23 protein-coding genes are annotated in these 26,596 nt (G+C 64.3%); 16 read left to right on the forward strand and 7 right to left on the reverse strand.

Going from position 1 to position 26,596, the window contains the following annotated elements; translation table 11 throughout:
- The first annotated feature begins 1 nt into the window (after window position 1).
- The 8 genes from rimP (at window position 2) to pnp (ending at window position 10,457) form a co-directional block, all read left to right on the forward strand.
- Window positions 2-760, forward strand: a complete 759-nt coding sequence (rimP, locus tag OWC48_RS20640; RefSeq protein WP_282521615.1) for a ribosome maturation factor RimP — start codon at window positions 2-4, stop codon at window positions 758-760.
- 2 nt (window positions 761-762) lie between these two features.
- Window positions 763-2,373 carry a transcription termination factor NusA gene (gene nusA / locus OWC48_RS20645; RefSeq protein WP_085405048.1) on the forward strand — a complete coding sequence of 537 codons (1,611 nt, stop codon included), beginning with the start codon at window positions 763-765 and terminating at the stop codon, window positions 2,371-2,373.
- Window positions 2,374-2,396: 23 nt separating this feature from the next.
- The gene (locus OWC48_RS20650) at window positions 2,397-3,080 is read left to right on the forward strand and encodes an RNA-binding protein (protein ID WP_282521616.1); all 684 of its coding nucleotides are present in this window, start codon (window positions 2,397-2,399) and stop codon (window positions 3,078-3,080) included.
- A gap of 70 nt (window positions 3,081-3,150) precedes the next feature.
- A complete protein-coding gene (infB, locus tag OWC48_RS20655; protein WP_282521617.1) occupies window positions 3,151-5,862 on the forward strand; it encodes a translation initiation factor IF-2 in 2,712 nt (903 codons plus the stop codon).
- A 155-nt stretch (window positions 5,863-6,017) separates the two neighbouring features.
- Entirely contained in the window at window positions 6,018-6,446 is a 429-nt protein-coding gene (gene rbfA / locus OWC48_RS20660; RefSeq protein WP_014490965.1) for a 30S ribosome-binding factor RbfA, read from the forward strand.
- Window positions 6,446-7,564, forward strand: a complete 1,119-nt coding sequence (gene truB, locus OWC48_RS20665) for a tRNA pseudouridine(55) synthase TruB (RefSeq protein WP_282521618.1) — start codon at window positions 6,446-6,448, stop codon at window positions 7,562-7,564. The genes rbfA and truB overlap by 1 nt, the downstream gene beginning before the upstream one ends.
- 2 nt (window positions 7,565-7,566) lie before the next feature.
- Window positions 7,567-7,836 carry a 30S ribosomal protein S15 gene (gene rpsO / locus OWC48_RS20670; RefSeq protein WP_008131787.1) on the forward strand — a complete coding sequence of 90 codons (270 nt, stop codon included), beginning with the start codon at window positions 7,567-7,569 and terminating at the stop codon, window positions 7,834-7,836.
- 464 nt (window positions 7,837-8,300) lie between these two features.
- Window positions 8,301-10,457: a polyribonucleotide nucleotidyltransferase gene (pnp, locus tag OWC48_RS20675; protein WP_282521619.1), complete on the forward strand. Its 2,157-nt coding sequence runs from the start codon at window positions 8,301-8,303 to the stop codon at window positions 10,455-10,457.
- 76 nt (window positions 10,458-10,533) lie between these two features.
- Here the strand turns inward: pnp and katG are convergent, their stop codons facing one another.
- On the reverse strand, window positions 10,534-12,699 hold the full coding sequence (katG, locus tag OWC48_RS20680; protein WP_282521620.1) for a catalase/peroxidase HPI: 2,166 nt from the start codon (window positions 12,697-12,699) through the stop codon (window positions 10,534-10,536).
- A gap of 114 nt (window positions 12,700-12,813) precedes the next feature.
- Between katG and OWC48_RS20685 the strand changes: the two genes are divergently transcribed.
- The 4 genes from OWC48_RS20685 to OWC48_RS20700 all read left to right on the forward strand — a co-directional run bounded on the left by OWC48_RS20685 (window position 12,814) and on the right by OWC48_RS20700 (window position 15,954).
- Window positions 12,814-13,740, forward strand: a complete 927-nt coding sequence (locus tag OWC48_RS20685; protein WP_282521621.1) for a hydrogen peroxide-inducible genes activator — start codon at window positions 12,814-12,816, stop codon at window positions 13,738-13,740.
- A gap of 7 nt (window positions 13,741-13,747) precedes the next feature.
- Window positions 13,748-14,212: a GNAT family N-acetyltransferase gene (locus tag OWC48_RS20690; protein WP_282521622.1), complete on the forward strand. Its 465-nt coding sequence runs from the start codon at window positions 13,748-13,750 to the stop codon at window positions 14,210-14,212.
- 106 nt (window positions 14,213-14,318) lie between these two features.
- Window positions 14,319-15,152, forward strand: a complete 834-nt coding sequence (locus OWC48_RS20695) for a hypothetical protein (RefSeq protein ID WP_282521623.1) — start codon at window positions 14,319-14,321, stop codon at window positions 15,150-15,152.
- 205 nt (window positions 15,153-15,357) lie between these two features.
- Window positions 15,358-15,954: a glutathione S-transferase family protein gene (locus tag OWC48_RS20700; protein WP_282521624.1), complete on the forward strand. Its 597-nt coding sequence runs from the start codon at window positions 15,358-15,360 to the stop codon at window positions 15,952-15,954.
- A 112-nt stretch (window positions 15,955-16,066) separates the two neighbouring features.
- Here the strand turns inward: OWC48_RS20700 and fabI are convergent, their stop codons facing one another.
- The 3 genes from fabI to fabA all read right to left on the reverse strand — a co-directional run bounded on the left by fabI (window position 16,067) and on the right by fabA (window position 18,821).
- A complete protein-coding gene (fabI, locus tag OWC48_RS20705; RefSeq protein WP_282521625.1) occupies window positions 16,067-16,864 on the reverse strand; it encodes an enoyl-ACP reductase FabI in 798 nt (265 codons plus the stop codon).
- Between the two features lie 172 nt (window positions 16,865-17,036).
- Complete coding sequence (gene fabB, locus OWC48_RS20710) at window positions 17,037-18,260, reverse strand: beta-ketoacyl-ACP synthase I (protein WP_282521626.1); 1,224 nt, start codon at window positions 18,258-18,260, stop codon at window positions 17,037-17,039.
- A gap of 39 nt (window positions 18,261-18,299) precedes the next feature.
- Complete coding sequence (gene fabA / locus OWC48_RS20715; protein WP_282521627.1) at window positions 18,300-18,821, reverse strand: bifunctional 3-hydroxydecanoyl-ACP dehydratase/trans-2-decenoyl-ACP isomerase; 522 nt, start codon at window positions 18,819-18,821, stop codon at window positions 18,300-18,302.
- Window positions 18,822-19,173: 352 nt separating this feature from the next.
- Here fabA and irrA point away from each other — a divergent pair, with 352 nt between their 5' ends.
- Entirely contained in the window at window positions 19,174-19,665 is a 492-nt protein-coding gene (gene irrA, locus OWC48_RS20720) for an iron response transcriptional regulator IrrA (protein WP_063980150.1), read from the forward strand.
- A 177-nt stretch (window positions 19,666-19,842) separates the two neighbouring features.
- Here irrA and OWC48_RS20725 read toward each other — a convergent pair whose 3' ends face one another.
- Window positions 19,843-20,373, reverse strand: a complete 531-nt coding sequence (locus tag OWC48_RS20725; protein WP_282521628.1) for an SH3 domain-containing protein — start codon at window positions 20,371-20,373, stop codon at window positions 19,843-19,845.
- A 312-nt stretch (window positions 20,374-20,685) separates the two neighbouring features.
- Here OWC48_RS20725 and OWC48_RS20730 point away from each other — a divergent pair, with 312 nt between their 5' ends.
- Together OWC48_RS20730 and OWC48_RS20735 are read left to right on the forward strand one after the other, a co-directional pair.
- On the forward strand, window positions 20,686-21,687 hold the full coding sequence (locus OWC48_RS20730) for a D-glycerate dehydrogenase (RefSeq protein WP_014490950.1): 1,002 nt from the start codon (window positions 20,686-20,688) through the stop codon (window positions 21,685-21,687).
- Between the two features lie 153 nt (window positions 21,688-21,840).
- Window positions 21,841-22,155: a YrhB domain-containing protein gene (locus OWC48_RS20735; protein ID WP_282521629.1), complete on the forward strand. Its 315-nt coding sequence runs from the start codon at window positions 21,841-21,843 to the stop codon at window positions 22,153-22,155.
- A 119-nt stretch (window positions 22,156-22,274) separates the two neighbouring features.
- On the opposite strand, the gene OWC48_RS20740 is transcribed toward OWC48_RS20735, so the two are convergent.
- The gene (locus tag OWC48_RS20740) at window positions 22,275-23,078 is read right to left on the reverse strand and encodes a molybdopterin-synthase adenylyltransferase MoeB (protein WP_282521630.1); all 804 of its coding nucleotides are present in this window, start codon (window positions 23,076-23,078) and stop codon (window positions 22,275-22,277) included.
- A 233-nt stretch (window positions 23,079-23,311) separates the two neighbouring features.
- Here OWC48_RS20740 and OWC48_RS20745 point away from each other — a divergent pair, with 233 nt between their 5' ends.
- Entirely contained in the window at window positions 23,312-24,670 is a 1,359-nt protein-coding gene (locus OWC48_RS20745) for a serine protease (protein ID WP_282521631.1), read from the forward strand.
- A gap of 3 nt (window positions 24,671-24,673) precedes the next feature.
- Here the strand turns inward: OWC48_RS20745 and ggt are convergent, their stop codons facing one another.
- A complete protein-coding gene (gene ggt, locus OWC48_RS20750) occupies window positions 24,674-26,353 on the reverse strand; it encodes a gamma-glutamyltransferase (protein WP_282521632.1) in 1,680 nt (559 codons plus the stop codon).
- Between the last annotated feature and the right edge of the window lie 243 nt (window positions 26,354-26,596).

The following is a 26,596-nucleotide window of genomic DNA, read 5'->3' on the forward strand; positions in this document are numbered from 1 at the left end:
TATGACCGAACCGAACACTGGTTCCACGGATGCCGAGTTGCTGGGCGAGCCGAGGCTCGTGGTCGAGCCGGGCGTGGCGGCACGTGTGTCCGCGGTCGCAGGTCCGGTGCTCGAGGGCATGGGCTACCGCCTGGTGCGGATCCGCATTTCCGGCGAGGCCGGCTGCACCGTGCAGATCATGGCCGAGCGGCCGGACGGCTCGATGCAGCTCGAGGATTGCGAGGCGATCTCGCGGGCGCTGTCGCCGGTGCTCGATGTCGCCGACCCCATCGATCGCGCTTACCGGCTGGAAATCTCCTCGCCGGGGATCGACCGCCCGCTGGTGCGCCGGTCGGATTTCGAACGCTATTCCGGCCATCTGGTGAAGATCGACATGGCGGTCGCCCATGAGGGGCGGAAGCGGTTCCGTGGCGTGCTTGGTACCGTCGAGGGCGACCGCGTGCATCTGCACCGCGACGACGCCAAGGCGGCCGACGCTGCCGACGTTCTCCTGACGATGGAAGATATCGGCGAGGCACGTCTGGTGCTGACCGATGAGCTGATCGCGGAATCTATGCGCCGCGGCAAGGCCGAGGAGCGCCAGATGCGCCGCGATCTCGGCATCGAGCCGCCGGCTGCACCGCACGCGGAAATCAGTGCGAAGATCACCAAGAACACCAAGCCGCAAAAAAAGAAGCCGGCACCGACCAATACGAAGAAGCACCGCCTGGCCGCCGAACGCGCGCGACGGGGCGAGATCGAGCCTGACGAAGGAGACTAGCCATGGCAGTCAGCGCCAATCGACTTGAATTGCTCCAGATCGCCGATGCCGTTGCGCGCGAGAAATCGATCGACCGCGGCATCGTCATCGCGGCGATGGAAGACGCCATCGCCAAGGCGGCACGGGCACGTTACGGCAGCGAGACTGACGTTCATGCCGAGATCGACCCGAAGAAGGGCGAGCTGCGGCTGTCGCGCCACATGCTGGTGGTCGAGAAGGTCGAAAATCATTCCAACCAGATCTCGCTGGTGGATGCCCAGCGCGCCAATCCCGGCGCCCAGGTCGGTGACACCATCGCCGATACGCTGCCGCCGCTGGAATATGGCCGCATCGCCGCGCAATCGGCCAAGCAGGTGATCGTGCAGAAGGTGCGCGAGGCCGAGCGCGACCGGCAATATCAGGAATTCAAGGACCGCATCGGCGACATCGTCAACGGCGTCGTCAAGCGCGTCGAATATGGCAGCGTGATCGTCGACCTCGGCCGCGGTGAAGCCATCATCCGCCGCGACGAGATGCTGCCGCGCGAAGTGTTCCGCAACGGCGACCGCGTCCGCGCCTACATCTTCGACGTCCGCCGCGAGACCCGCGGCCCGCAGATCTTCCTCTCCCGCACTCATCCGCAATTCATGGCGAAGCTGTTCGCGCAGGAAGTGCCGGAAATCTATGACGGCATCGTCGAGATCAAGGCGGTGGCCCGCGATCCCGGCTCGCGCGCGAAAATCGGCGTGATTTCCCGCGATTCCTCGGTCGATCCGGTCGGCGCCTGTGTCGGTATGCGCGGCTCGCGCGTGCAGGCGGTGGTGAACGAGCTGCAGGGCGAGAAGATCGACATCATTCCGTGGTCGCCCGACATCGCGACCTTCGTGGTCAACGCGCTGGCGCCGGCCGAAGTCTCCAAGGTCGTCATCGACGAAGACCGCGAGCGCATCGAGGTCGTCGTACCCGACACCAACAACCAGCTCTCGCTGGCGATCGGCCGCCGCGGCCAGAACGTGCGTCTGGCCTCGCAGCTCACCGGCTGGGACATCGACATCCTGACCGAGCAGGAGGAATCGGAGCGCCGCCAGGCCGACTTCGAGAACTCCACCCGCGTCTTCATGGAATCGCTCAATGTCGACGAAGTGGTCGGCCAATTGCTGGCGTCCGAAGGCTTCACCTCGGTCGAGGAACTCGCGATGGTGGACCTGAAGGAACTCGCCGGCATCGAAGGCTTCGACGAGGAGACCGCGCAGGAGCTCCAGAACCGTGCCCGCGAATATCTCGAGCAGCAGGAGGCCGAGATCGAGGCCAAGCGCAAGGAGCTCGGTGTCGAGGACGCCGTCAAGGACGTGCCCGGCGTCACCTCCAAGATGCTGGTCAAGTTCGGCGAGAACGACATCAAGACGGTCGAGGATCTCGCCGGCTGCGCCACCGACGATCTGGTCGGCTGGACCGAGCGCAAGGAAGGCGGCGAGCAGACCAAATATCCGGGTGCGCTCGACGGTATCGAGATCTCCCGTGACGATGCCGAAGCCATGATCATGCAGGCCCGCGTCAAGGCCGGCTGGATCACCGAAGCCGATCTCGCCAAGCCGGCCGAGGAGGCCGAGGCGACCGAAGATCAGCCGGCTTAAGGACGAAGGAGAATGTCGCCCGGATGCTCGCAGATACCGACCACGATCTCGACCATGGACCGCGGACCGAAAGGTCCGCGACCATGCGGATGTGCGCGGTCAGTCGCGAGGTCCGGCCGATCGACGAGCTGATCCGCTTCGTCATTTCGCCGCAAGGCGACATAGTTCCCGATCTCAAGCGCAAGCTGCCCGGACGCGGCATGTGGGTCACCGCCTCGCGCGAGGTGGTTGCGGAAGCCGTGCGGCGTCACCAATTTAGCAAGGCCTTCAAGCGCGAGCTGCGCACTCCCCAGACGCTTCCCGCCGACATCGAGGCGCTCCTGGTTCGGAGTGTGACGGAAGCCCTTGGGATTGCCGCCAAGGCGGGCCAGATTGTGGCTGGCTTCGGCAAGGTCGAAAGCGCCCTGCGGGAAGGCACGGCCGAGGTCCTGATCCATGCCAGCGACGGGGCCGCGGACGGAATCCGCAAATTGGACATGCTGGCACGTCAAAATGACGGAAATCGCGGTGCCAAGCCGCAGATTCCCGTCGTCACTGCGCTGAAATCGATAGAATTGGATTTGGCACTTACCCGGTCAAATGTGATACATGCTGCCCTGCTCGCGGGCCCGGCGAGCAAGTCATTCCTGTCACGTAGCCAGATGCTGGTCCGATACCGGATGGCGGACGCTGACAAGACTGCTGAAAAGCCCGGCCAGGATTTCTGAGAGACAACGACCACCCGATAGGACGGTGCGGCAACGCACAACACTGATAAATCAGGATTAGGACTGCTGAATGGTTGATACCAAGACCCCTGACGACAAGAAGCTGAGCGTTCCGAGCAAGACGCTATCGCTCAAGCCGCGCGTCGAAACGGGCACTGTGCGCCAGAGCTTCAGCCATGGCCGCAGCAAGCAGGTCGTGGTCGAGAAGCGCGGCAAGCGCCGTATCGACGGCAGCCCTGAGCCGCAGGCACCCACCGTTGTTGCAAAGCCGGCGCCAGCTGCACCTGCGCCCACCCCTTCACGCCCGGCGCCGCCGCCGCGCAATGCCGGCTCCGGCGTGGTGCTGCGCACGCTGACTGAGGACGAACGTTCCGCCCGCGCCAGTGCGCTGGCCGATGCCAAGGTGCGCGAAGTCGAAGAACGCCGCCATGCCGAGGAAGAGGCCCAGCGCCGCGCTGTCCGCGAAGCCGCCGAGCGCGCCGACCGCGAGGCCGCCGAATCTCGCCGCAAGGCCGAGGAAGAGCGCCACCGTCACGAAGAGGAAGCCAAGCGCAAGGCCGAAACCGAGGCCAAGAAGCGTTTTGGCGAAGGCGAGCAGCCCGCGTCAGCCGCGCGCCCTGCAACTGCCGCCCCGGCCGCTCCCGCGCCGCGTCCTGGCGCGCCCGCAGCGCGCCCCGGCACCACCACGACCACAGCACGCCCGGGAACAACGACCGCGCGCCCTGGAACGACCACCGCGAGGCCGGGAGGCGGCCCGTTGGGTCGCGCTCCCGCGGTCGCGGCCGGACCGGACGAGGACGATGGTCCGCGTCAGATCCGTCGCGGTCCCGGCGGCGCCGCGCGTCCCGTGGTAGCCCCCAAGCCCACCCACAAGCCCGGCCCGCAGAAGGAGCGCGGCCGCCTGACCGTCGTGACCGCATTCAATGCCGACGACGTGCGCGAGCGCTCGATTGCCTCGTTCCGCCGCCGGACCCAGCGCCTGAAGGGCCATGCCGCGAACGAGCCGAAGGAAAAGCTCATCCGCGAGGTGGTCATTCCGGAAGCGATCACGATCCAGGAGCTCGCCAACCGCATGGCCGAGCGCGCGGTCGACGTCATCCGCATGCTGATGAAGCAGGGCGCGATGCACAAGATCACCGACGTGATCGACGCCGACACCGCGCAGCTGATCGCGGAAGAACTGGGTCACACCGTCAAGCGCGTTGCCGCGTCGGACGTCGAAGAGGGTCTGTTCGACCAGGTCGACGATTCCACCGACACCGAGACGCGTTCGCCGGTGGTGACCGTGATGGGTCACGTCGACCACGGCAAGACCTCGCTGCTCGACGCGCTCCGCCATGCCAACGTCGTCTCCGGCGAGGCCGGCGGCATCACCCAGCATATCGGCGCCTATCAGGTGCTGTCGCCCGAAAGCGGCAAGAAGATCACCTTCATCGACACGCCCGGCCACGCCGCGTTCACCGCGATGCGCGCCCGCGGCGCCAAGGTGACCGACATCGTCGTGCTGGTGGTTGCTGCCGATGACGGCGTCATGCCGCAGACGATCGAAGCCATCAACCACGCCAAGGCGGCGCGGGTGCCGATCATCGTTGCCATCAACAAGATCGACAAGCCCGATGCGAAGCCCGAGCGCGTGCGCACCGAGCTGCTCCAGCACGAGGTGCAGGTGGAATCTTTCGGCGGCGAAGTCGTCGACGTCGAAGTGTCCGCCAAGAACAAGACCAATCTCGACAAGCTGCTCGAGATGATCGCGCTCCAGGCCGACATCCTCGACCTCAAGACCAATTCGGATCGCCCGGCCGAAGGCACCGTGATCGAAGCCAAGCTCGATCGCGGCCGTGGCCCGGTGGCGACCGTGCTGGTCCAGCGCGGCACGCTCCGTGTCGGCGACATCATCGTCGCCGGCGCCGAGATGGGCCGCGTCCGCGCGCTGATCTCGGATCAGGGCGAGACGGTGCAGGAGGCAGGTCCTTCGGTGCCGGTCGAGGTGCTCGGCTTCAACGGTCCGCCGGAGGCCGGCGATCGTCTCGCGGTGGTCGAGAACGAAGCCCGCGCCCGCCAGGTCACCAGCTACCGCGCGCACCAGAAGCGCGAGAACGCGGCTGCCTCGATCTCCGGCATGCGCGGCTCGCTCGAGCAGATGATGTCGCAATTGAAGACGGCGGGCCGCAAGGAATTCCCGCTGATCATCAAGGCCGACGTGCAAGGCTCGCTGGAAGCGATCCTCGGCTCGCTGGAGAAGCTCGGCACCGACGAAGTCGCAGCCCGCATCCTGCATGCCGGCGTCGGCGGCATCTCGGAATCGGACGTGACGCTCGCGGAAGGCTTCAACGCCGCGATCATCGGCTTCTCGGTTCGTGCCAACAAGGAGGCGGCTGCGGCCGCCAAGCGCAACGGCATCGAGATCCGCTACTACAACATCATCTACGACCTCGTGGACGACGTGAAGAAGGCGATGAGCGGCCTGCTCGCGCCGACCCTGCGCGAAACCATGCTGGGCAATGCCGCGATCCTGGAGATCTTCAACATCTCCAAGGTCGGCAAGGTCGCCGGCTGCCGCGTCACCGACGGCACCGTGGAACGCGGCGCCAATGTGCGCCTGATCCGCGACAACGTCGTCGTGCACGAAGGCAAGCTGTCGACGCTGAAGCGCTTCAAGGACGAAGTGAAGGAAGTGCAGTCCGGTCAGGAATGCGGCATGGCCTTCGAGAACTATCACGACATGCGTGCCGGTGACGTGATCGAGTGTTATCGCGTGGAGACGATCCAGCGCTCCCTGTAAGTCCAAATCTTACCGAAGCGCCCGGATCTTTTTGAGCTGAAATTGCGGGAGTGCGATGGCCGGATTTATTCCGGCCATCGCACCGCATTCGTTTCAACAGGACAAATGACAATGCTCGTGTCCCAAACGCGGGCACGACGAGGTGATTTTCAACCATGCCCCGCCACCATCAGAAGAAAAGTTCCGCGCCGGGCGGCTCGCAACGCCAGTTGCGTGTCGGCGAGCAGGTTCGCCACGCGATGGCCGAGATTCTGGCGCAAGGCAATGTGCATGATGATGACCTCGAAGGTCACATCATCACCGTGCCGGAGGTGCGGATGTCGCCCGACCTGAAGCTCGCGACAGTCTATGTGATGCCGCTCGGTGGCCGCGACACCGAGGTCGTCATCGCTGCGCTCGAGCGCAACAAGAAGTTTCTGCGCGGCGAAGTCGCGCATCGCGTTAACCTGAAATTTGCACCTGATCTTCGCTTCCGCGTCGACGAACGATTCGACGAAGCGGAACGGATCGAGAAGCTTTTGCGAACACCTGCGGTGCAGAAGGACCTGGAACAGGATCCGGATTCGGATCGGGAAGAAGAGTGATGACGATGGACCCGGCTCACGGCACGATCGGCGGCGAAGAGACCGATCAGCGCGACGTGCAGAAAAATAATTTTGCGGATCTCGGCGGCGATCCCCAGCCGCATCAGGAGCCGCGCCGCGTCAACAACGATCCCCGCGCCAACAAGCAGAAGGGCAACCAGCCGCGCCGCGACCGCCGCGACGTCCATGGCTGGGTCGTGCTCGACAAGCCGATCGGCATGACCTCGACGCAAGCCGTCGCCGTGCTCAAGCGCCTGTTCAACGCCAAGCGCGCGGGACACGCCGGCACGCTCGACCCGCTCGCCTCCGGCGGCCTGCCGATCGCGCTCGGCGAGGCCACCAAGACGGTTCCCTTCGTGATGGACGGCCGCAAGCGCTACCAGTTCACCGTGTGCTGGGGCGAGGAGCGCGACACCGATGATATCGAGGGCCGGGTCACCGCGACCTCCGACCAGCGCCCGACCCGGGAGGCCATCCTGGCCCTGCTGCCCCGCTTCACCGGGGTGATCGAGCAGATCCCGCCGCGCTATTCCGCGATCAAGGTCCAGGGCGAGCGCGCCTACGACCTCGCCCGCGACGGCGAGGTCGTGGAACTGGCCCCCCGTCCGGTCGAGATTCACCATTTAACCCTTGTGGATCAACCGGATAACGACCGGGCGGTGTTCGAGGCGGAGTGCGGCAAGGGTACCTATGTCCGGGCGCTGGCCCGCGATATGGGCCGGATTCTCGGCACTTACGGCCATATCTGCGCGCTGCGGCGGACCCTGGTCGGCCCATTTGACGAGAACGACATGATTCCGCTGGATCAGTTGGAGGCTTTATGCGATAGAGCCGCGTCCGGCGAGGGCAGCCTCGCCGACGCGCTTATGCCCGTTGAGACCGCGCTGGACGACATCCCGGCACTGGCCGTCACTCGGGCTGATGCGGCAAGGCTCCATCGGGGCCAGGCCGTTTTATTGCGCGGACGGGATGCGCCCACTAGTAGCGGCACAGTCTATGTCACGGTGGCAGGCCGTCTATTGGCGCTTGCTGAAGTCGGCAACGGCGAAATCATCCCCAAGCGTGTGTTCAACCTGACCGGTCTGACTGCCAGCACCGGTCGCAACGAGAGAAATTGACGATGTCGATTGCCGCAGAACGCAAAGCGGAAGTCATCAAGACGAATGCCAACAAGGCCGGCGACACCGGCTCGCCGGAGGTTCAGGTCGCGATCCTGTCGGAACGCATCAACAACCTCACCAACCATTTCAAGACCCACGTGAAGGACAACCATTCGCGTCGCGGCCTCTTGAAGCTGGTTTCGACCCGCCGCTCGCTGCTCGACTACCTCAAGAAGAGGGACGAGGCGCGTTACAAGGCGCTGCTCGAGAAGCACAACATTCGTCGTTAAGTGTTCCTGCGCGCGCCACTGGCGCGCGTTTTCGTGCGCGGTTTCGAGCGAAAGCGTTTGTTTAAAGGTTTTTGATCGAGGCTGCGTGCGCGTCGGGTGCGAGCCCAAAGCGCGATAAGAATCGCACTTTGGATTGTTGTTTGAGCATGATCTTTTCGGAAAACCGCTTTGCACTTTTCCGGATCATGGTCGAGTGACGGCTAGCATCCGGGGCACGATGGGCGAGGACCGAAAATCCGGTGTTCGCGTTCGTGCCGACTGACAGTCCAGCAGCAATCCGGCGGCTGGGCACAACGGGCAAGGCGCCCGTATGACCCGAAAGGATGGACGCCATCCGAAATCCGAAAACCATGGCAGGATCGCAGGACGCTGATCGCCCGCTTCGATCAACGTCCCGCAATCTTGCGCATGGTTTTTGTTTTTCGGGCCGTCCTTCTTTCGAGAACCCATGAAAGAAGACCTCTATGTTCAATAAGCATTCAGTCGAGATCGACTGGGGTGGACGCCCTCTCAAGCTCGAAACCGGCAAGATCGCGCGTCAGGCCGACGGCGCCGTCGTCGCCACCTATGGCGAGACCGTGGTGCTCGCCACCGTCGTCGCGGCGAAGGCGCCGCGCGAAGGCGTCGACTTCCTGCCGCTGACGGTCGACTACCAGGAGAAGACCTACGCAGCCGGCCGCATTCCCGGCGGCTATTTCAAGCGCGAGGGTCGTCCGACCGAGAAGGAGACGCTGGTCTCCCGGCTGATCGACCGTCCGATCCGTCCGCTGTTCGTCGACGGCTGGCGCAACGAGACCCAGGTGATCGTCACCGTGCTGTCGCACGACATGGAGAACGACCCTGACATCGTGGCGCTGGTGGCCTCATCGGCCGCGCTGACCCTGTCCGGCGCGCCCTTCAAGGGCCCGATCGGCGCAGCGCGCGTCGGCTTCGCCAATGACGAGTTCATTCTCAACCCGACGCTCGACGAGATGGTCGATACCCAGCTCGACCTCGTCGTCGCCGGCACGGCCGACGCCGTGCTGATGGTGGAATCGGAAGCCAAGGAGCTCAACGAGGACATCATGCTCGGCGCCGTGATGTTCGGTCACCGCCATTTCCAGCCGGTGATCAACGCCATCATCGAGCTCGCCGAGAAGGCCGCCAAGGAGCCGCGCGAAGTCACGGTGATCGACAATTCGGCGCTCGAGAAGGAAATGCTCGGCCTCGTCGAGCAGGAGCTCCGCGCCGCCTACGCCATTCCGGTCAAGCAGGATCGCTACGCCGCGGTCGGCAAGGTCAAGGAAAAGGTGATCGCCCATTACTTCCCCGAAGGGCAGGAACCGAAATACGACAAGCTGCGCGTCTCCGGCGTGTTCAAGGAGCTGGAAGCCAAGATCGTTCGCTGGAACATCCTCGACACCGGCAAGCGCATCGACGGCCGCGATAGCAAGACCGTGCGCAACATCGTCGCCGAAGTCGGCGTGCTGCCCCGCGCCCACGGCTCGGCGCTGTTCACCCGCGGCGAGACCCAGGCGCTGGTCGTGACCACGCTCGGCACCGGCGAGGACGAGCAGTATATCGACGCGCTGTCCGGAACGTACAAAGAGACGTTCCTGCTGCACTACAACTTCCCTCCCTACTCGGTCGGTGAGACCGGTCGCCTCGGCGGCACCAAGCGTCGCGAGATCGGCCACGGCAAGCTGGCCTGGCGCGCGATCCACCCGGTGCTGCCGCCGCATCACGAATTCCCCTACACCACGCGCGTGGTGTCGGAGGTCACCGAGTCGAACGGCTCGTCCTCGATGGCTTCGGTCTGCGGCGCGTCGCTCGCGCTGATGGATGCCGGCGTGCCGTTGAAGCGGCCGACCGCGGGTATCGCGATGGGCCTGATCCTCGAAGACAAGCGCTTCGCGGTTCTCTCGGATATCCTCGGTGACGAGGATCATCTCGGCGACATGGACTTCAAGGTGGCCGGCACGGAAGCGGGCATCACCTCGCTCCAGATGGACATCAAGATCGAGGGCATCACCGAAGAGATCATGAAGGTGGCGCTCGGTCAGGCCAAGGATGGTCGTATCCACATCCTCGGCGAAATGGCCAAGGCGCTCACCAACGCCCGCGCCGAGCTCGGCGAATACGCGCCGCGCATCGAGACCTTCAAGATCGCCACCGACAAGATCCGCGAAGTGATCGGCACCGGCGGCAAGGTGATCCGCGAGATCGTCGAGAAGACCGGTGCCAAGGTCAACATCGAGGACGACGGCACCGTGAAGGTCGCCTCCAGCGACGGCGAGGCGATGAAGGCCGCGATCAAGTGGATCAAGTCGATCGCGTCCGATCCGGAAGTCGGCCAGATCTATGACGGCACCGTCGTCAAGGTGATGGAGTTCGGCGCCTTCGTGAACTTCTTCGGCTCCAAGGACGGTCTCGTCCACATCAGCCAGCTCGCTTCGGCGCGCGTGCAGAAGACCTCCGACGTCGTCAAGGAAGGCGACAAGGTCAAGGTCAAGCTGCTCGGCTTTGACGATCGCGGCAAGACCCGGCTGTCGATGAAGGTGGTCGACCAGACCACCGGCGAAGACCTCGAAGGCAAGGGCGGCGACGGCGAGAAGGCCCCGCGCGAAGCCGCCGGCGAGTAATCGACCCGCACATCAGAAACACGAAGGGCGGCCTCTCGGCCGCCCTTTTTGTTTGTCGCTTGCTTAGACCCTTGGATCAGGCCGCGAGGTCGTAGCGGTCGAGGTTCATCACCTTGGTCCAGGCCTTGGCGAAGTCCTGCACGAACTGCTGCTTGGCGTCCGACGAGGCATAGACCTCGGCGAAGGCGCGGAGCTGCGAATGCGCACCGAAGATCAGATCGGCGCGCGTGCCGGTCCACTTCACCGCGTTGGTCTTGCGGTCGCGGGCCTCGTAGGTGCCGTCAGCCGCCGGCGTCCACTGCGCGCTCATGTCGAGCAGGTTGATGAAGAAGTCGTTGCTCAGCGTTCCGACCTTCGAGGTCAAGACGCCGTGCTTCGAACCGCCCGCATTGGCGCCGAGCACACGCAGACCGCCGACGAGCGCGGTCAGCTCGGGACCGGAGAGCTTCAACAGCTGCGCGCGATCGACGAGGGCTTCTTCCTGGTGCAGGAACTGATGCCGCTTGCCGATATAGTTGCGGAAGCCATCGGCCCGCGGCTCGAGCGGCGCGAAGGACTCCGCGTCGGTCTGCTCCTGCGAGGCATCCATGCGACCCGGCGTGAAGCCAAGCTTCACGTCCACGCCGGCATCCTTCGCAGCCTTCTCGACCGCGGCAGAACCGCCGAGGACGATGAGGTCGGCGAGCGAGACCTTCTTCGCACCGGCCGATGCGTTGAAGTCCTTCTGGATCGCTTCGAGCTTGCCGAGGACCTTGGAGAGCTGAGCCGGCTGGTTCACCTCCCAATCCTTCTGCGGGGCAAGACGGATGCGCGCGCCGTTGGCACCACCGCGCTTGTCCGAGCCGCGGAACGTCGAGGCCGACGCCCAGGCGGTCGAGACCAGCTCGGAGACCGAGAGGCCCGAAGCCAGGATCTTGGTCTTGAGTGCGGCGATGTCCTGGTCGCCGACCAGCTCGTGGTCGACCTTCGGAATCGGATCCTGCCATATCAGCGTTTCCTTCGGCACCAGCGGGCCGAGATAGCGCTGGATCGGACCCATGTCGCGATGGGTGAGCTTGAACCAGGCGCGGGCAAAGGCGTCCGCGAACTGATCCGGGTTTTCCAGGAAGCGACGCGAGATCTTCTCGTAGGCCGGATCGAGGCGCAGCGAGAGGTCGGTCGTCAGCATCGTCGGCCGGTGCTTCTTCGACTTGTCGAAGGCATCGGGAATGATCGCGTCGGCACCCTTGGCCGTCCACTGATTCGCGCCGCCCGGGCTCTTCGTCAGCTCCCATTCGTACTTGAACAGGTTCTCGAAGAAGTTGTTGCTCCACTTCGTCGGCGTCGTCGTCCAGGTCACCTCGAGACCGCTGGTGATGGAATCGCCCGCCAGGCCCGAAGCGTGCTTGCTCTTCCAGCCGAGGCCCTGATCCTCGAGCGCGCCCGCTTCCGGCTCCGGACCGACCAGCGACGGATCGCCCGCGCCGTGGGTCTTGCCGAAGGTATGGCCGCCGGCGATCAGTGCGACGGTTTCCTCGTCGTTCATCGCCATGCGGGCGAACGTCTCGCGGATGTCCTTTGCCGCGGCGACCGGGTCAGGCTTGCCGTTCGGGCCTTCCGGATTGACGTAGATGAGGCCCATCTGCACCGCGCCCAGCGGTTCGGCGAGCTGGCGCTCGCCGCTGTAGCGCTCGTCGCCCAGCCACGTGCCTTCAGGACCCCAATAGAGCTCCTCCGGCTCCCACACGTCGGCGCGGCCGCCCGCGAAACCGAAGGTCTTGAAGCCCATCGATTCCAGCGCGACGTTGCCGGCGAGCACCATCAGGTCGGCCCAGGAGATCTTGCGGCCGTATTTCTGCTTGATCGGCCAGAGCAGACGGCGTGCCTTGTCGAGGTTGGCGTTGTCGGGCCAGCTGTTGAGCGGCGCGAAACGCTGCTGACCGGCGCCGGCGCCACCGCGGCCGTCCGTGGTGCGATAGGTGCCCGCGCTGTGCCAGGCCATGCGGATCATGAGGCCGCCATAGTGGCCGAAATCGGCGGGCCACCATTCCTGCGAGTCCGTCATCAGAGCCGTCAGGTCCTTGATGACGGCATTCAGGTCGAGCGACTTGAATTCCTTGGCATAGTCGAACTCCTTGCCCATCGGGTCGGACAGGGTGGAATTCTTATGCAGCATCTCGATGCTGAGCTGGGTCGGCCACCAGTCGCGGTTCACGCGCGTGGGTTTTCCGCCCGAAAACGGGCACTTCGAAGTGTCATCCATGAATACCTCCTCTGGTGGCGTCGAACTCGCGCCTTTGACCAGGTAGAATTACTCTAGGCTTCGCATTCGATCAGGGGAAGTTGACTTTAATGATCGCTGCGATAGGATTTTCTGATGGCCAACGTGACGATGCGCCAGCTCAGATATTTCGACGCGCTGGCGCGTCACGGCCATTTCGGCCGCGCCGCGGAGGCAAGCTCGATCTCCCAGCCGGCCCTGTCGATGCAGATCAAGGAACTGGAGGAGGCGCTCGGTGGCCTGCTGCTGGAGCGCAGCGCCCGTCAGGTGGCGCTGACCCGGTTCGGCGAGGAGCTCGCACCGCGCGTCCGCGACATCCTGCGCTCGGTCGATGAGCTCGGCGATTTCGCGCGCGCCTCGCAGGACCGCTTTGCGGGCCGGCTGCGGATCGGCATGATCCCGACGATCGCGCCCTATCTGCTGCCGAAGATCACCAAGAATCTGACGCGCATGCATCCGGAGCTCGACATCCGCGTGCGCGAGACGATGACGCCGCGGCTGATCCAGGAACTGGTGGAAGGCCGGCTCGACACTGCCATCGTTGCACTGCCGGTGTCCGAGCCTTCGCTCACCGAAGTCGCGCTGTTCGACGAAAAATTCCTGCTGGTGCGGCCGGGCTCCGACGAAGGCACGCCGGTGCCATCGCGCGAGATGATGCGCGAGATGCGGCTGCTGCTGCTCGAAGAGGGGCACTGCTTCCGCGATCAGGCGCTGTCGTTCTGCAACATGCAATCGGCGCCGCCGCGCGAGATGCTGGATGCGAATTCGCTCTCGACGCTGGTCCAGATGGTCAGCGCCGGCATCGGCGTCACCTTGATCCCGGAAATGGCCGTGCCGGTCGAGACGCGCTCCGCTTCCGTCTCGCTGTCGCGCTTCCGCGACCCCGAGCCCTCGCGCACCATCGGCATGGTCTGGCGCAAGACCAGCCCGCTGGCGCGCCAGCTTCTGCAAATCTCCGAAGTGGTGTGCCTGTCGGCCGGCAAGGTGCGCGCACGACCATCCGTGCGCAGTCAGCGTGACTGAAGCCTCGATGTCGCATCCCGTCATCCGCCCCGCCCGCACTGAGGAATATGACGAGGTCGGCCGCGTCTGGATGGAAAGCTGGGTCTCGACCGGCCTCGCCGAGGCGAGTGAATTCCTGCTGGCAAATCTGCGCGCACGCATCAGGCGCGAGGTCGGGAACGGCTGGAGCCTGTTCGTCGCCGACGACAACGGCACGATCGCTGCGATGCTGGCGCTGCATCTGCCAAAACTCTATCTCGACATGCTTTTCGTCGGGCCCGCCTACCAAGGGCAGTCGCTCGGACGACAATTGCTCGCCTTCACGCGCACGCACATGCCAGATGAAATGTACCTGCGCTGCGTCCGTGAAAACGAAAAAGCCTGGCGCTGGTACGAGCGCGAAGGTTTCGTGTTCGAGAAGGAAGAGATCGAGCCGTCGAATGGGTTTATGATGAAGTATTATCGGTGGAGGCGGCCGCGGCTCACCGGATAGACGGCGACCTTCGGGTGCAGCTTGCGGTTGTCATGATCCCAACCTAGTGTGGCATGTCCGATGACCTCATGTCCCATGACCTCCTGCCGCTGATCCCCTGGAATCCATGTTTCGATTTGCTGCCTCAGTGCTCGTCCTGCTGCCCTTTCTGGCTCCGGCAGCAGCGCAAACCCCTCCCGCAACCACCGCATCCCCCGCTCAGACCGCGACACCGGCAAAACCGGCGGCCAAGAAGGCAGCGAAGCCTAAGGCGCCAGCCAAGCCTGCGGAGCCGGCGACTGCCGGTCCTTGCGGCGTCGGCGTGATTGCGGGGACCGGGGACATCTTCGTCGTCCAGAAGATCGGTCTGACCGTGTTCGGCAACGACTATGCAGAAATCCCGGTATCCTGGGGCCTTGACGATCTCGTCTTTGCGCGGGCGCGGGCCGCCGCAGGCAACACGCCGGTGCGACGGATCACTTACGCCAAGGGCGCACTCGATTCCTACTACCACCCCAAATCCGGCCTGTTCCGCAATCAGCGCGAGGAATTGTCGAACCTGATCCGGCAAGTCGCGGGCAATGCCGGTTGCGAGCGCTATCTCGTCGTCATGCGCAGCGAAGGACAGCTTGACGGGACCAATCAGTCGCTCAGCGGCGTCGGCATCTTCAGCCGGGGTGTCGGCCTCATCTCCTACGCGTATGTCTTCTCCTATATCGGCGTGACGTGGGTCGACGGCCGCACCTTCGAAATCATGAAGTGCCCCGCCGTGACGTTCGAAGGTGTCATGAAGCATATGGCAGACAACTTCGTTTCGAACGAGCTTTTGCAGAAGGTGGACAAGTCCATGTTTCCGGAGACGGCCGCGGACTCCGCCAACAACACCACCCTGCGCGACACCACCCGCGACTTTCTGACAAAGCGACTGGACAAGATCCTACCGCCGTATTTCGCGCAGTGAAGCGAGGTGAACAGCTACGACGACCCGCATATCCCGCGCCGCTCTGATTGAAGGCGTTCGGTCAACCCGCAGACGGATTTCGCATTGACCAAGATGTCGGTTAACGAAAGCGGCATCCTCCCAGACGTAGTGCGTTGCGAATTCGGAGCAGACACGCAATGAATAGGCTCTCCCCGCGCCTCCCACCGATGAAAGGTCCGCTGCCATGATCAAGCTCCATTGGTCGCCACGCTCGCGCTCGTTCACGACGCTCTGGCTGATGGAAGAGAGCGGCCTGCCCTATGAGCGCGTGCTGACCGACATCTCGACCGGTGCGCAGAAGGCGCCGGATTATTTGAAGGTTAATCCGATGGGCAAGGTGCCGGCGCTCAGCGACGGCGATGCCGCGCTCGGCGAAGCCGCTGCGATCTGCGCCTACATCGCCGACCGCTATCCCGAAGCGAAGCTCGCGCCCGCGGTGACCGATCCGCGTCGTGCGCGCTATTTGCAATGGCTGTTCTTTTCGCCAGGCTGCATCGAGCCTGCCATCATCCAGATCTTCACCAAGATCGAGATCCCGACCTCGACCGCGGCCTGGGGCAGCGCCACGCAGGACTTCGACGTGCTGGAAGCTGCACTCGCGAAGGGGCCGTGGATCCTCGGCGAGGAATTTTCCGCCGCCGACGTCACGATCGGCTCCGGCCTGAACTTCGCGGTGCGGCTGTTCAAGATGGTGCCGTCGCGCCCAGCCTTCGATGCCTATCTCGCGCGCTGCATGGCGCGACCGGCGTTCCAGCGCGCGGAGCTGATCGCAGCGGGTTAGGGCAAGCTGAGAACTTGTAGGGTGGGCAAAGCGGAGCGTGCCCACCATTCGTCTCGCAACTGTTGAGAGATGGTGGGCACGTCGCTTGCGCTCCTTTGCCGACCCTACGTGTCTATTCCGTCTTCAAATCGTCCGGCCTTGGCATCAGGACGATGTTGTAGCCGGAATCGACATAGTGGATTTCGCCGGTCACGCCGCCGGAGAGATCCGACAGCAGATACAGCGCCGAACCGCCGAGCTCGTCGAGCGTGACGCCGCGGCGGAGCGGCGAATGTTTTTGCATGAAGCCGAACATCGCGCGTGCCTCGCCGATGCCCGAGCCGGCGAGCGTACGGATGGGGCCTGCGGAGATCGCGTTGACGCGGATGCCGCGCGGTCCGAAATCGGAGGCGAGGTAGCGCACGGAGGCCTCCAGCGCCGCCTTGGCCACGCCCATCACGTTGTAGTTCGGCATCGCGCGCTCCGAGGCGCCGAAGGTCAGCGTGATCATGCTGCCGCCCTCCGTCATCAGCTCGGCGGCGCGTTTTGCGACCTCCGTGAACGAGAAACAGGAGATCACCATGGTGCGCGAAAAATTCTCGCGGCTGGTGTCGGCGTAGCGGCCCTTCAGCTCGTTCTTGTCGGCAAAGCCGATGGCGTGGATGACGAAATCGAGCTTGCCCCATTTCTCGCGCAGCACGGCGAAGGTCGCATCAACGCTGGCGATGTCCTCGACGTCGCAAGGCAGCACCAATTCCACGCCGAGAGACTCCGCCAGCGGCTTGACGCGCTTGCCCAGCGCCTCGCCCTGGAAGGTGAAGGCAAGCTCGGCACCGTGGGCATGCAACGTCTTCGCCATGCCCCAGGCGATCGAATGATCATTGGCGATGCCCATGATCAGACCGCGCTTGCCCTTCATCAGTCCTTCCATTGCAGCCGTCGCTCCTATTCTCGACGTCATCGCCCGCCTTGTGCGCCTTGCGCACTGGGGCGGGCGATCCAGTATTCCGAAACAGTCATGATAATCGCAGGGCCGCGGCGTACTGGATACCCCGCCCCCGTGCGCAATTGCGCACTAGGCGGGGCATGACAGCATGCTGGGCTCACACATCCAGCCGGCTGAACACCAGCGTGGCGTTGGTGCCGCCGAAGCCGAAGGAGTTCGACAGCACGGTGCCGATCTTGACGTTGTCAATGCGCTTGCGCACGATCGGCATGTCGGCGAACACGGGATCGAGCTCCTGGATGTGAGCGCTCTCGCAGATGAAGCCGTTGTTCATCATGAGCAGCGAGTAGATCGCCTCCTGCACACCGGTCGCACCGAGCGAATGGCCGGTCAGCGCCTTGGTCGCCGAGATCGGCGGGCACTTCTCGCCGGCACCGAACACGCGACGCAGCGCGTCGATCTCCGGCGGATCGCCGGCCGGCGTCGAGGTCGCGTGCGGATTGATGTAATCGACCCTGGTCTTCACCGTCGACATCGCCATGCGCATGCAGCGCTCGGCGCCTTCACCGGAGGGCGCCACCATGTCGTAGCCGTCCGACGTCGCGCCGTAGCCGACGATCTCGCCGTAAATGCGCGCGCCGCGCGCCTTGGCATGTTCGAGCTCTTCCAGCACCAGCACGCCGGCACCGCCGGCAATCACGAAGCCGTCGCGGTTGACGTCATAGGGACGCGAGGCGGTGGCGGGCGTATCGTTGTATTTCGAGGACATCGCGCCCATGGCGTCGAACAGCACCGAGAGCGACCAGTCCAGTTCCTCGCAGCCGCCGGCGAAGATGACGTCCTGCTTGCCGATCTGGATCGTCTCATAGGCGTTGCCGACGCAATGGTTCGACGTCGCGCAGGCCGAGGAGATCGAATAGTTCACGCCCTTGATCTTGAACCAGGTCGCAAGCGTCGCCGAGGCCGTGGACGACATCGCCTTCGGCACTGCAAACGGTCCGACGCGCTTCGGTCCCTTGGTGCGGGTGATGTCGGCGGATTCGACGATGGTGCGGGCGGACGGGCCGCCGGACCCCATGATGATGCCGGTGCGGATGTTGGAGACTTCGTCAGGCGACAGACCGGAGTCCTGGATCGCCTGCTCCATCGCGATGTGATTCCAGCCGGCGCCCTGGCCGAGGAAGCGCATCGCACGCCGGTCGACGACCGTCGCAGGATCGATCGTCGGCGCACCTTGCACCTGCGAACGAAAACCGAGTTCGGCATATTTCTCAGCCCGCGAAATGCCCGACTTCGCCTCGTGGAGGCTCGCAAGCACTTCCTGGGTGTTGTTTCCGATCGACGAGACGATACCCATCCCGGTGACCACAACCCGCCTCATGACAGCCTCGCCTTAATCGTTGTCTTCGTGGTGATGCGCTCAGCTCAGGTTCGTGCCCTGCTTGAACAGGCCGACCTTCAGATCCTTCGCGCGATAAATAATCTGGTCATCGACCGAAAGCCACCCGTCGGCGATGCCGAGCACGAGCTTTGAACGCATCACGCGTTTGATATCGACGTTGTACACAACCTTGCGGGCCTCAGGCAGCACCTGGCCGCTGAACTTTAATTCGTTCAGGCCCAGCGCGCGGCCGCGACCTTCACCCCCGGTCCAGCCCAGAAAAAAGCCGACCATCTGCCACAGCGCATCGAGACCGAGGCAGCCGGGCATGACGGCATCGTTCTTGAAGTGGCAGCCGAAGAACCAGAGGTCGGGCTTCACGTCGAGCTCGGCCCGCACCACTCCCTTGCCGAACTCGCCGCCATTGTCGCTGATATCCGTGATGCGGTCGAACATGAGCATCGGCGGCAGCGGCAGCTGGGCATTGCCCGGGCCGAACATCTCGCCGCGGCCACATGCCAGCAGATCTTCGTATTCGTAACCGTTGCGCCTGTTCAGCATGCGGAAGCCTCTGTTCTAACCCCGATTGAGCGGCGTTTCTGGCGAAAATGGGCCCCGTTTCGTTCGGAAAGCCGCGCCAATTACCGTCGTCAGGCGCGACTGCCACAAGCCAGGATGGACTGCGGGCCGGGCCTCAATGCCCGGCTGCGCCATAATCGGCCAAGCGGAACCGCGGGCTCTCTAACACAGGCATTTCAGGTGGCAAAGCAATCTCATGAAGGTAAAGTGACGACGTGTTCGCCCGGTTCCACTTCTCATTAGAACCTCTCTAGTTGCGAGAAACTTGCATCTGCATCTATCTGTCCATATATTGCATGGAGATGCAGTGTCCACGCGTGCCCGAAATCTGGAAATGAGCGAGAATCCCGCGCCCCATCACGACGACGACGTCCATTCCGCCGCCCTCCTGTCCGGCCGCCAGCCGGCCTTGACCGGCTGCCCGTGGCACGACGTCAACGAAATGCTCCAGTCCGCGGGGCTTCGTCCGACGCGCCAGCGCATGGCGCTCGGCTGGCTCCTGTTCGGCAAGGGTGCTCGCCACCTCACGGCTGAAATGCTCTATGAGGAGGCGACGCTGGCCAAGGTGCCGGTGTCGCTCGCGACCGTCTACAACACGCTGAACCAGCTGACCGATGCCGGCCTGCTGCGTCAGGTCAGCGTCGACGGCACCAAGACCTATTTCGACACCAACGTCACCACCCACCACCATTATTACCTCGAGAACAGCCACGAGCTGGTCGATATCGAGGATCCGCATCTGGCGCTGTCCAAGATGCCGGAGGTGCCCGAGGGTTACGAGATCGCGCGCATCGACATGGTCGTGCGCCTGCGCAAGAAGCGCTGAGTTTCAGTTCTAAACTGCTGATTTAGTCGTCATGGCCGGGCTTGTCCCGGCCATCCACGTTTTGGGGCTGGCGAGAAGTACGTGGATGCCCGGGACATAGGCGAGCGGAAGCGACGCCGTCCTTCGGACGGCTATGCCCGGGCATGACGCCGGAGCAAATAGCTCGCTTCTATCGCGTCAATTCACCTGCTCGTCCGAATAGACGCCCCAGAGGCGCTCCTGCTGGATCCAGCCGTCAAAACCGTTGCCGGTGACACGGCACCAGTTTGCAGTGCACTTCTTGACCTGCGTGACGACGCCGGCCTGGAGCTTGGCCGCAACCGCACTGTCGATATCGGCGCGGTCGTAGATCGGCGCCAGGTCGTCCTTGTGCTTCATGGTGACGACCGCGGTGCGGCGGCCCGACAGCAGCGAATGATAGACCCAGCCCTCGGCGCCTTCGGAATCGCGCACCCGGCGCCAGTTCTCGAACTCGGCGGTGATTTCGACCGGCAGGCCGGAGCGGGTGTAAACCCAGGCCACATCATTGTCCTTGGTCGGGCCGGCGCGGACATTCACGTGATCCGATTTGAGGCTGACATAACGCGGCACCGGGAGGCCGCTCGCGGTCTGGGGGGTGGTGTCCTTCGCTGAGTGACCGGGGCTGACCGACGCGCTCAACCAGGTGCAAACGAGCGCCATCACCGAACAAAAACGCCCCAACGCCATCAACCCGTCTCCTGTCGAGGACCCCGCCGAGCCGGGCCCTCACCCAAAATTCCAAACTTGCCGCGCAAGCCCCCTCTCTCGTGTTCCCGAAGCCTTGACCCTGGTTCTTGTCTTGGCCCGGCCTTCTGCTAGAGAGGACGGACACGTGAACAACCAGTTTGCCCCGATTTTCCGGTCGGAAATGTCGGGAGAGCTTGAAGGAAGCGCCGGGGACGACACGGCAAAGGCAGTGTCGAACAACCGGGTTAATGAGGCCTCAACGGCCGGCCTTTGGCGACAGAGGCGGCTTGCGGCGCCTCATGAGGGCATGACATGTCGGTGAAGAAAAAGCCCCTCGTGGTGGTGACGCGCAAGCTGCCGGACTCGATCGAGACCCGGATGCGCGAGCTATTCGACGCGCGGATCAATCTCGAGGACACGCCGATGTCGGCCGAGCAGATCGCCGAGGCCGCGCGTACCGCCGACGTGCTGGTTCCGACCGTCACCGACCACATCACCGCCGACATCGTCAACCAGCCCGACTGCAAGCTCCGCCTGATCGCCAATTTCGGCAACGGCGTCGACAATATCGATGTCGAGGCCGCGCATGCCCGCGGCATCACCGTCACCAACACGCCAAAGGTTCTGACCGAAGACACCGCCGACATGACCATGGCGCTGATCCTGGCCGTGCCGCGCCGGATGATCGAAGGCGCCTCGATCCTGACCGAAGGAAAGCCCTGGCCCGGCTGGTCCCCGACCTGGATGCTCGGCCACCGCATCGGCGGCAAGCGTCTCGGCATCATCGGCATGGGCCGCATCGGCCAGGCGGTCGCGCGCCGCGCCCGCGCCTTCGGCCTCCAGATCCACTACCACAATCGCCGCCCCGTGGCGCCGAAGATCGCCGAAGAGTTAGGGGCGACCTATTGGGAGAGCCTCGACCAGATGCTGGCGCGGATGGACATCATCTCGGTGAACTGTCCGCACACGCCGGCGACCTATCATCTGCTGTCGGCGCGGCGGCTGAAGCTGATCCGCAAGGACGCCTACATCGTCAACACCGCGCGCGGCGAGGTCACCGACGAGGACACGCTGATCAAGCTGATCGAAGGCGGCGAGATCGGCGGCGCCGGCCTCGACGTCTACGAGCACGAGCCCGCAGTCAATCCAAAGCTGGTGCGGCTCGCCAAGGCCGGCAAGGTGGCGCTGCTGCCGCATATGGGCTCGGCAACGATCGAGGGCCGCGTCGAGATGGGCGAGAAGGTGATCATCAACATCCGCACCTTCCTCGACGCGCACAAGCCGCCGGACCGCGTGCTGCCGAGCATGCTCTAGAGGCGCGGCGCGCTAGCGCCGCACTCATACGCGGCAAAGATCGTCTTGATCCCAAAGTGGCCGTAATGCCTTGCGGTCGACCAAATATGGTTTGCCCGCTGAACCGTGTCGTAAGCTGGCGACGTTTCACAAAATTGACGAGACGCCGGTACCATGGACTTCGATAAGGCAGCAGCGCTTGCAAGCGCTTGGGTGGACATTCTTTGCGAGGGACAGGCGTGCATTGTGCGTGAACTCACAATCGCGAAGCCATACGGCTGGGTATTCTTCTATGAATCCAGAGAATTCCTCGATGATGGCAATCCTTCAGCGGTGCTCGTCGGGAACGCTCCGATCATTGTGAACAGGAACACGTCTGAGCTGCGCGTAACGGGAACGGCCAAGCCGCTGGAGCACTATTTGACGGAGTACGAGAAGACGCTCCCTCCAATATGGCTTCAACAAACGCCGCAACTTCCAACTTGGTGAGCACACGCAAAGCTAGAGGAAAGGTATAGCGTACAATCGCTCGGCCCAGCGCCGACATGCTGGCCATATCGGCTTCAAAGTCGCCTTCTAAGAGCAACGCGGACGGTGAATTTACCCCGCTATTCGCGGTGGATGCTCAGGTCGTCGAACACAGGCCCATCGCCATTGAGCGGATTGGCCGGATCGCGCGCGTAGCGCAGCGTTTCGAAGCGCATCGCGCGCGCATCGATCATCAGGAGGCGGCCGACCAGGCCGTCGCCGAAGCCGACGATCTCGCGGATCGCCTCCAGCGCCATCATCGAGCCCATCACGCCAGCAAGCGCGCCCATGACGCCGGCCTCGGCGCAGGCCGGCACGGTGCCGGGCGGCGGCGCTTCCGGAAACAGGCAGCGATAGGTCGGATTGAACACGCCCTGCTCGTTCTTCTCATGCGCGCGGATGGTGGTGAGCGAGCCGTCGAAGGTGCCGAGCGCCGCCGTGATCAGCGGCCGCTTCGCGAAGAAGCAGGCGTCCGAGGCCAGATAACGCGTCGAGAAATTGTCGGAGCCGTCGAGCACGAGATCGTAGTCTCCGATCATGCTCAGCGCATTGTCGGCATTGAGCCAGGTGGCATGGCCGACGAAGCGGACATGCGGATTGAGCGCGGAGATCCGCTCGGCCGCGCTCTCGACCTTGTGTCGGCCGATATCGGGCGTCGTATGGATCACCTGGCGCTGGAGGTTTGACAGCGAGACCACGTCGTCATCGACCACGCCGAGCGTGCCGACGCCGGCGGCCGCCAGATACATCAGCGCGGGCGCGCCGAGCCCGCCGGCGCCGATCACCAGCACGGAGGCCCGCTTCAGCGCAGCCTGGCCCGGCCCGCCGACATCGCGCAGCACGATATGCCGGGCATAGCGTTCGAGTTCGTCCGGGCTCAGCATCGTCGTCCTTCGTTCTCTCAAACCCTCATGGTGAGGAGCGCGGAACGCGCGTCTCGAACCATGAAGGCACCGATCTCGCCTGCGGCCATCCTTCGAGACGCGGCCTTCGGCCGCTCCTCAGGATGAGGGCCTGAGTTCGTGGCCCCTACACCAACTGAACCACCCCAACATTGTTCGCGACCAACGAGATGTGCTTCAATGGCAGCACGTTCAATGGGCTGGCTGGATTTGTCATGAGATCGATGCTTGCGGCAACACTGATGTTTGCGGCTGCCACAGGCGCGAGCGCCCAGATGACGACGTCAGAGGTCCCCGGCACCAAGCCGAAGCCGGTCCAGACCGTGCCGATCCGGCCTCCCGCACTGCAGACGCCGTCGGCCACGGCTGATGCGATGGCGCAGGCGGAACGGCTGTCGCTCCAGTCCGACCTCGCCTGGGTCGGCCAATATAACGGCGCCATCACCGGTGACGTCAGCGCGCGCATGGTCGAGGCGATCAAGGAATATCAGAAGGCCAAGGGTGGCAAGCCGACCGGCGTGCTCAATCCGCAGGAGCGCGCCGCGCTCGCCGAGACCGCGCGGCGCAAGCAGGAGAGCGTCGGCTGGAAGATCGTGATGGAGCCGGCCAGCGGCGCCCGGCTCGGCATCCCCGGCAAATTGGTGCCGCAGCAGGCGACCGATGCCAACGGCTCGAAATGGACGTCGCCGACCGGCACGGTGCAGGTGCTGCTGAGCCGCCGCAAGGAAGCCAATCCGACCACGGCGAAACTCGCCGAGCTGGAGAAGGAACCGTCTGGGCGCAAGGTCGACTACACCGTGGTGAAGCCCGACTTCTTCGTGCTGTCGGGATTGCAGGGCCTCAAGAAATTCTACGTGCGAGGCACCTTTAAGGGCGACGAAGTCCGCACCATGACGATCCTCTACGACCAGGCGACCGAGAACACCGTCGAGCCGGTCGTGATCGCGATGTCGAGCGCGTTCAATGCATTTCCGACGGGACCGCAGGCCGGGCCGCCGCCGCGCAAGACCGTCGAATATGGCACCGGCATCGTCGTCAGCGACGATGGTGCGATTGTCACGGACCGCCTCGTCACCGATAGCTGTCTTGCGATCACCATTGCCGGCTATGGCAGCGCCGACCGTCTCGCCGAGGACAAGGAGCACGATCTCGCGTTGCTGCACATCTACGGCGCGCGCGGCCTGAAGCCGCTCAGCCTCACCGGCGGCACAGCGAAGACGAGCGTCGATGTCATCGGCATCGCCGATCCGCAGAGCCAGGGCGGTGCGGCCAGTGTATCAAGCCTCAAGGGCGCGCTGGCGCCGGTCACCAGCAGCGACTCGGCACTGTCGCCGCCACCGGCGGTCGGCTTCTCCGGCAGCCCGGCCATCGACGGCGACGGAAAATTCGCGGGCGTCGCGCTGTTGAAGCCGGCGATGGTCGCGGGCCCTGCGACATCGGTGCCGGCGTCGCAGGCGGTGATGGTGTCTGCAGAGACGGTGCGTGATTTCCTGAAGGCGAACGGTGTCACGGCGAACGGCACGTCGACGGACGCGAAGGCGGCGGTCGTTCGCGTGATCTGCGTGCGGAAGTAACAATCAGTTCAACCTGAACCGCACACCGCTGCGCGCGAGGCCGCCGGAGATCCCGACCGGCGTGCCATCCGCGCGCCAGCAGGCGGCGCCGGTCATGGTGCCGTCGTCGTGGAAGGCAATGCCGTTCATGCCGCCCGCCACGGTCGCAACGGGCTGGACCTTGTGGCCGAGACCCGCAAGCTTCGCGCGCACGGCCTCCGGCACCTTCTGCTCGACTTCGAGCGCGTTGCCTTCGGTCCAGATGCGCGGCGCCTCGACCGCTTCCTGCAGGCTCATGCCGTGGTCGATCAGATTGACCAGCGCCTGCATCGCGCTGGGGAAGATGCGTTTTCCCCCGGGCAGGCCGAGCGCGTAGCGGAGCTTGCCGCCGCTCAGCGCCATCATCGGCGACATCGAGGTGGTGACGCGCTTGCCCGGCGCCAGCGACAGCGCGTGGCCGGGACGCGGATCGAACAGGTTCATGTAGTTGTTGGCGATGGCGCCCAGGCCCGGAATCATGATCTTGGCGCCGAACAGATTGTTGATGGTCTGCGTGGTCGCGACGACGTTGCCGAACGCATCCGCGGCGGTCATGTGCGTGGTGTGCGCGCCTTCGAGCTGCGAGACGCCGGCGCCCCAGGCCTGCGCCCGCGCCGGATCGATGGCGCGGCGGCGTTGCTCGGCATAGGCCTTCGACGTCAGCCGCTCCACGGGGACGCCGACATAATCCGGATCGCCACTGGCCGCGGCGCGATCGGCAAAGGCGATCTTCAGGACTTCGGCGAGATAGTGGATCGTCTCCGGCGTGCCGAAGCCGAGGCCTCCGATGTCATAGCCCTCGAGAATGTTCAGCATCTGCGCGATGTGCACGCCCGAGGCCGCGGGCGGCGGCGGGCCAAGGATGGTCCAGCCGCGATAGTCGGCGCGGATCGGCTGCCGTTCGACGGTCTTGTAGCCGCTGAGATCGTTGCGGCGGATGAAGCCGCCGGCCTTTTCCATGTAGTCGACGAGGATGTCACCGAGCGGCCCCTCGTAGAGGGCCTTTTCGCCGTGGTCAGCGATGGTGCGGAGCGTCTCGGCATATTCGGCCTGCACCACGCGTTCGCCGACCTTGAGCGGCTCGCCATCAGGCAAATAGATCGCCGCGATCGACTTGTCCTTGCGCATCCCGGCGGCGCTCTCGCTGATGCATTCGTGCAAATACGGCGTCGCCGCATAGCCGCGCGCGGCATGCTTGATCGCGGGCTGCATCACGTCGCCGAGCGACATGGTGCCGAAGCGGCGCAGCGTCTCGCACCAGGCTTTCAGCGAGCCCGGCGTGGCGACCGCCTTCGGGCCGTTGAGGTTCTCGTTGCCGACGGTGTCGAACACGTCATGCGCCGAGCCGGGCCTGGAGGTGTAGGTGGTGTCGCGCACCGCCGCAGGCACGGTGCTCTGCCCGTCGATGAAGCGGTGGCTGCCGTCGGCCAGACGTATATGCGCCATGCCGCCGCCGATGATGCCGACCATCATCGGCTCGACCACGGTCAGCGTGAACAGAGTCGCGATCGCGGCGTCGATGGCGTTACCGCCCGCCGCCAGCACCTCGGCGCCGGCGCTGGAGGCCAGCGGATGGTTGCTGACCACCATGCCGCGGCTCGAGACCGCCGGCATCTTCTGACATTCAAAGATCGTTGCCGTCCGGTCGCGCCAGTTTCCGCCCATGCCGCCTGCCCTTTTTATTTGCGGCGGCAAGCACATCATACGCGCGATGACGGGTCCAGTATTGGTACGGATTAGCTGGCATTCCCGATTCTGCCATCATCATTAGCGTTGATTCGGACATCCGCGGTCCCCTTTGGATCGGGCAGGGCACGTCCTGAGCGAGTAGCGCTCAGCATCGAGAAGCGATGCACGTTCGCGTGGCGTTACCCAGAGACCCCAGGCATTCCAGAGGATTCAACTTTC

This window comes from Bradyrhizobium sp. Arg816 (assembly GCF_029989365.1).
GTDB lineage: Bacteria > Pseudomonadota > Alphaproteobacteria > Rhizobiales > Xanthobacteraceae > Bradyrhizobium.

Excerpts from the sequence above, each read along its gene's own strand:
- rimP (WP_282521615.1), top strand. The coding sequence starts at position 2 with ATGACCGAACCGAACACTGGTTCCACGGATGCCGAGTTGCTGGGCGAG.
- nusA (WP_085405048.1), top strand. The coding sequence starts at position 763 with ATGGCAGTCAGCGCCAATCGACTTGAATTGCTCCAGATCGCCGATGCC.
- OWC48_RS20650 (WP_282521616.1), top strand. The coding sequence starts at position 2,397 with ATGCTCGCAGATACCGACCACGATCTCGACCATGGACCGCGGACCGAA.
- infB (WP_282521617.1), top strand. The coding sequence starts at position 3,151 with ATGGTTGATACCAAGACCCCTGACGACAAGAAGCTGAGCGTTCCGAGC.
- rbfA (WP_014490965.1), top strand. The coding sequence starts at position 6,018 with ATGCCCCGCCACCATCAGAAGAAAAGTTCCGCGCCGGGCGGCTCGCAA.
- truB (WP_282521618.1), top strand. The coding sequence starts at position 6,446 with ATGACGATGGACCCGGCTCACGGCACGATCGGCGGCGAAGAGACCGAT.
- rpsO (WP_008131787.1), top strand. The coding sequence starts at position 7,567 with ATGTCGATTGCCGCAGAACGCAAAGCGGAAGTCATCAAGACGAATGCC.
- pnp (WP_282521619.1), top strand. The coding sequence starts at position 8,301 with ATGTTCAATAAGCATTCAGTCGAGATCGACTGGGGTGGACGCCCTCTC.
- katG (WP_282521620.1), bottom strand. The coding sequence starts at position 12,699 with ATGGATGACACTTCGAAGTGCCCGTTTTCGGGCGGAAAACCCACGCGC.
- OWC48_RS20685 (WP_282521621.1), top strand. The coding sequence starts at position 12,814 with ATGGCCAACGTGACGATGCGCCAGCTCAGATATTTCGACGCGCTGGCG.
- OWC48_RS20690 (WP_282521622.1), top strand. The coding sequence starts at position 13,748 with ATGTCGCATCCCGTCATCCGCCCCGCCCGCACTGAGGAATATGACGAG.
- OWC48_RS20695 (WP_282521623.1), top strand. The coding sequence starts at position 14,319 with ATGTTTCGATTTGCTGCCTCAGTGCTCGTCCTGCTGCCCTTTCTGGCT.
- OWC48_RS20700 (WP_282521624.1), top strand. The coding sequence starts at position 15,358 with ATGATCAAGCTCCATTGGTCGCCACGCTCGCGCTCGTTCACGACGCTC.
- fabI (WP_282521625.1), bottom strand. The coding sequence starts at position 16,864 with ATGGAAGGACTGATGAAGGGCAAGCGCGGTCTGATCATGGGCATCGCC.
- fabB (WP_282521626.1), bottom strand. The coding sequence starts at position 18,260 with ATGAGGCGGGTTGTGGTCACCGGGATGGGTATCGTCTCGTCGATCGGA.
- fabA (WP_282521627.1), bottom strand. The coding sequence starts at position 18,821 with ATGCTGAACAGGCGCAACGGTTACGAATACGAAGATCTGCTGGCATGT.
- irrA (WP_063980150.1), top strand. The coding sequence starts at position 19,174 with ATGAGCGAGAATCCCGCGCCCCATCACGACGACGACGTCCATTCCGCC.
- OWC48_RS20725 (WP_282521628.1), bottom strand. The coding sequence starts at position 20,373 with ATGGCGTTGGGGCGTTTTTGTTCGGTGATGGCGCTCGTTTGCACCTGG.
- OWC48_RS20730 (WP_014490950.1), top strand. The coding sequence starts at position 20,686 with ATGTCGGTGAAGAAAAAGCCCCTCGTGGTGGTGACGCGCAAGCTGCCG.
- OWC48_RS20735 (WP_282521629.1), top strand. The coding sequence starts at position 21,841 with ATGGACTTCGATAAGGCAGCAGCGCTTGCAAGCGCTTGGGTGGACATT.
- OWC48_RS20740 (WP_282521630.1), bottom strand. The coding sequence starts at position 23,078 with ATGCTGAGCCCGGACGAACTCGAACGCTATGCCCGGCATATCGTGCTG.
- OWC48_RS20745 (WP_282521631.1), top strand. The coding sequence starts at position 23,312 with ATGAGATCGATGCTTGCGGCAACACTGATGTTTGCGGCTGCCACAGGC.
- ggt (WP_282521632.1), bottom strand. The coding sequence starts at position 26,353 with ATGGGCGGAAACTGGCGCGACCGGACGGCAACGATCTTTGAATGTCAG.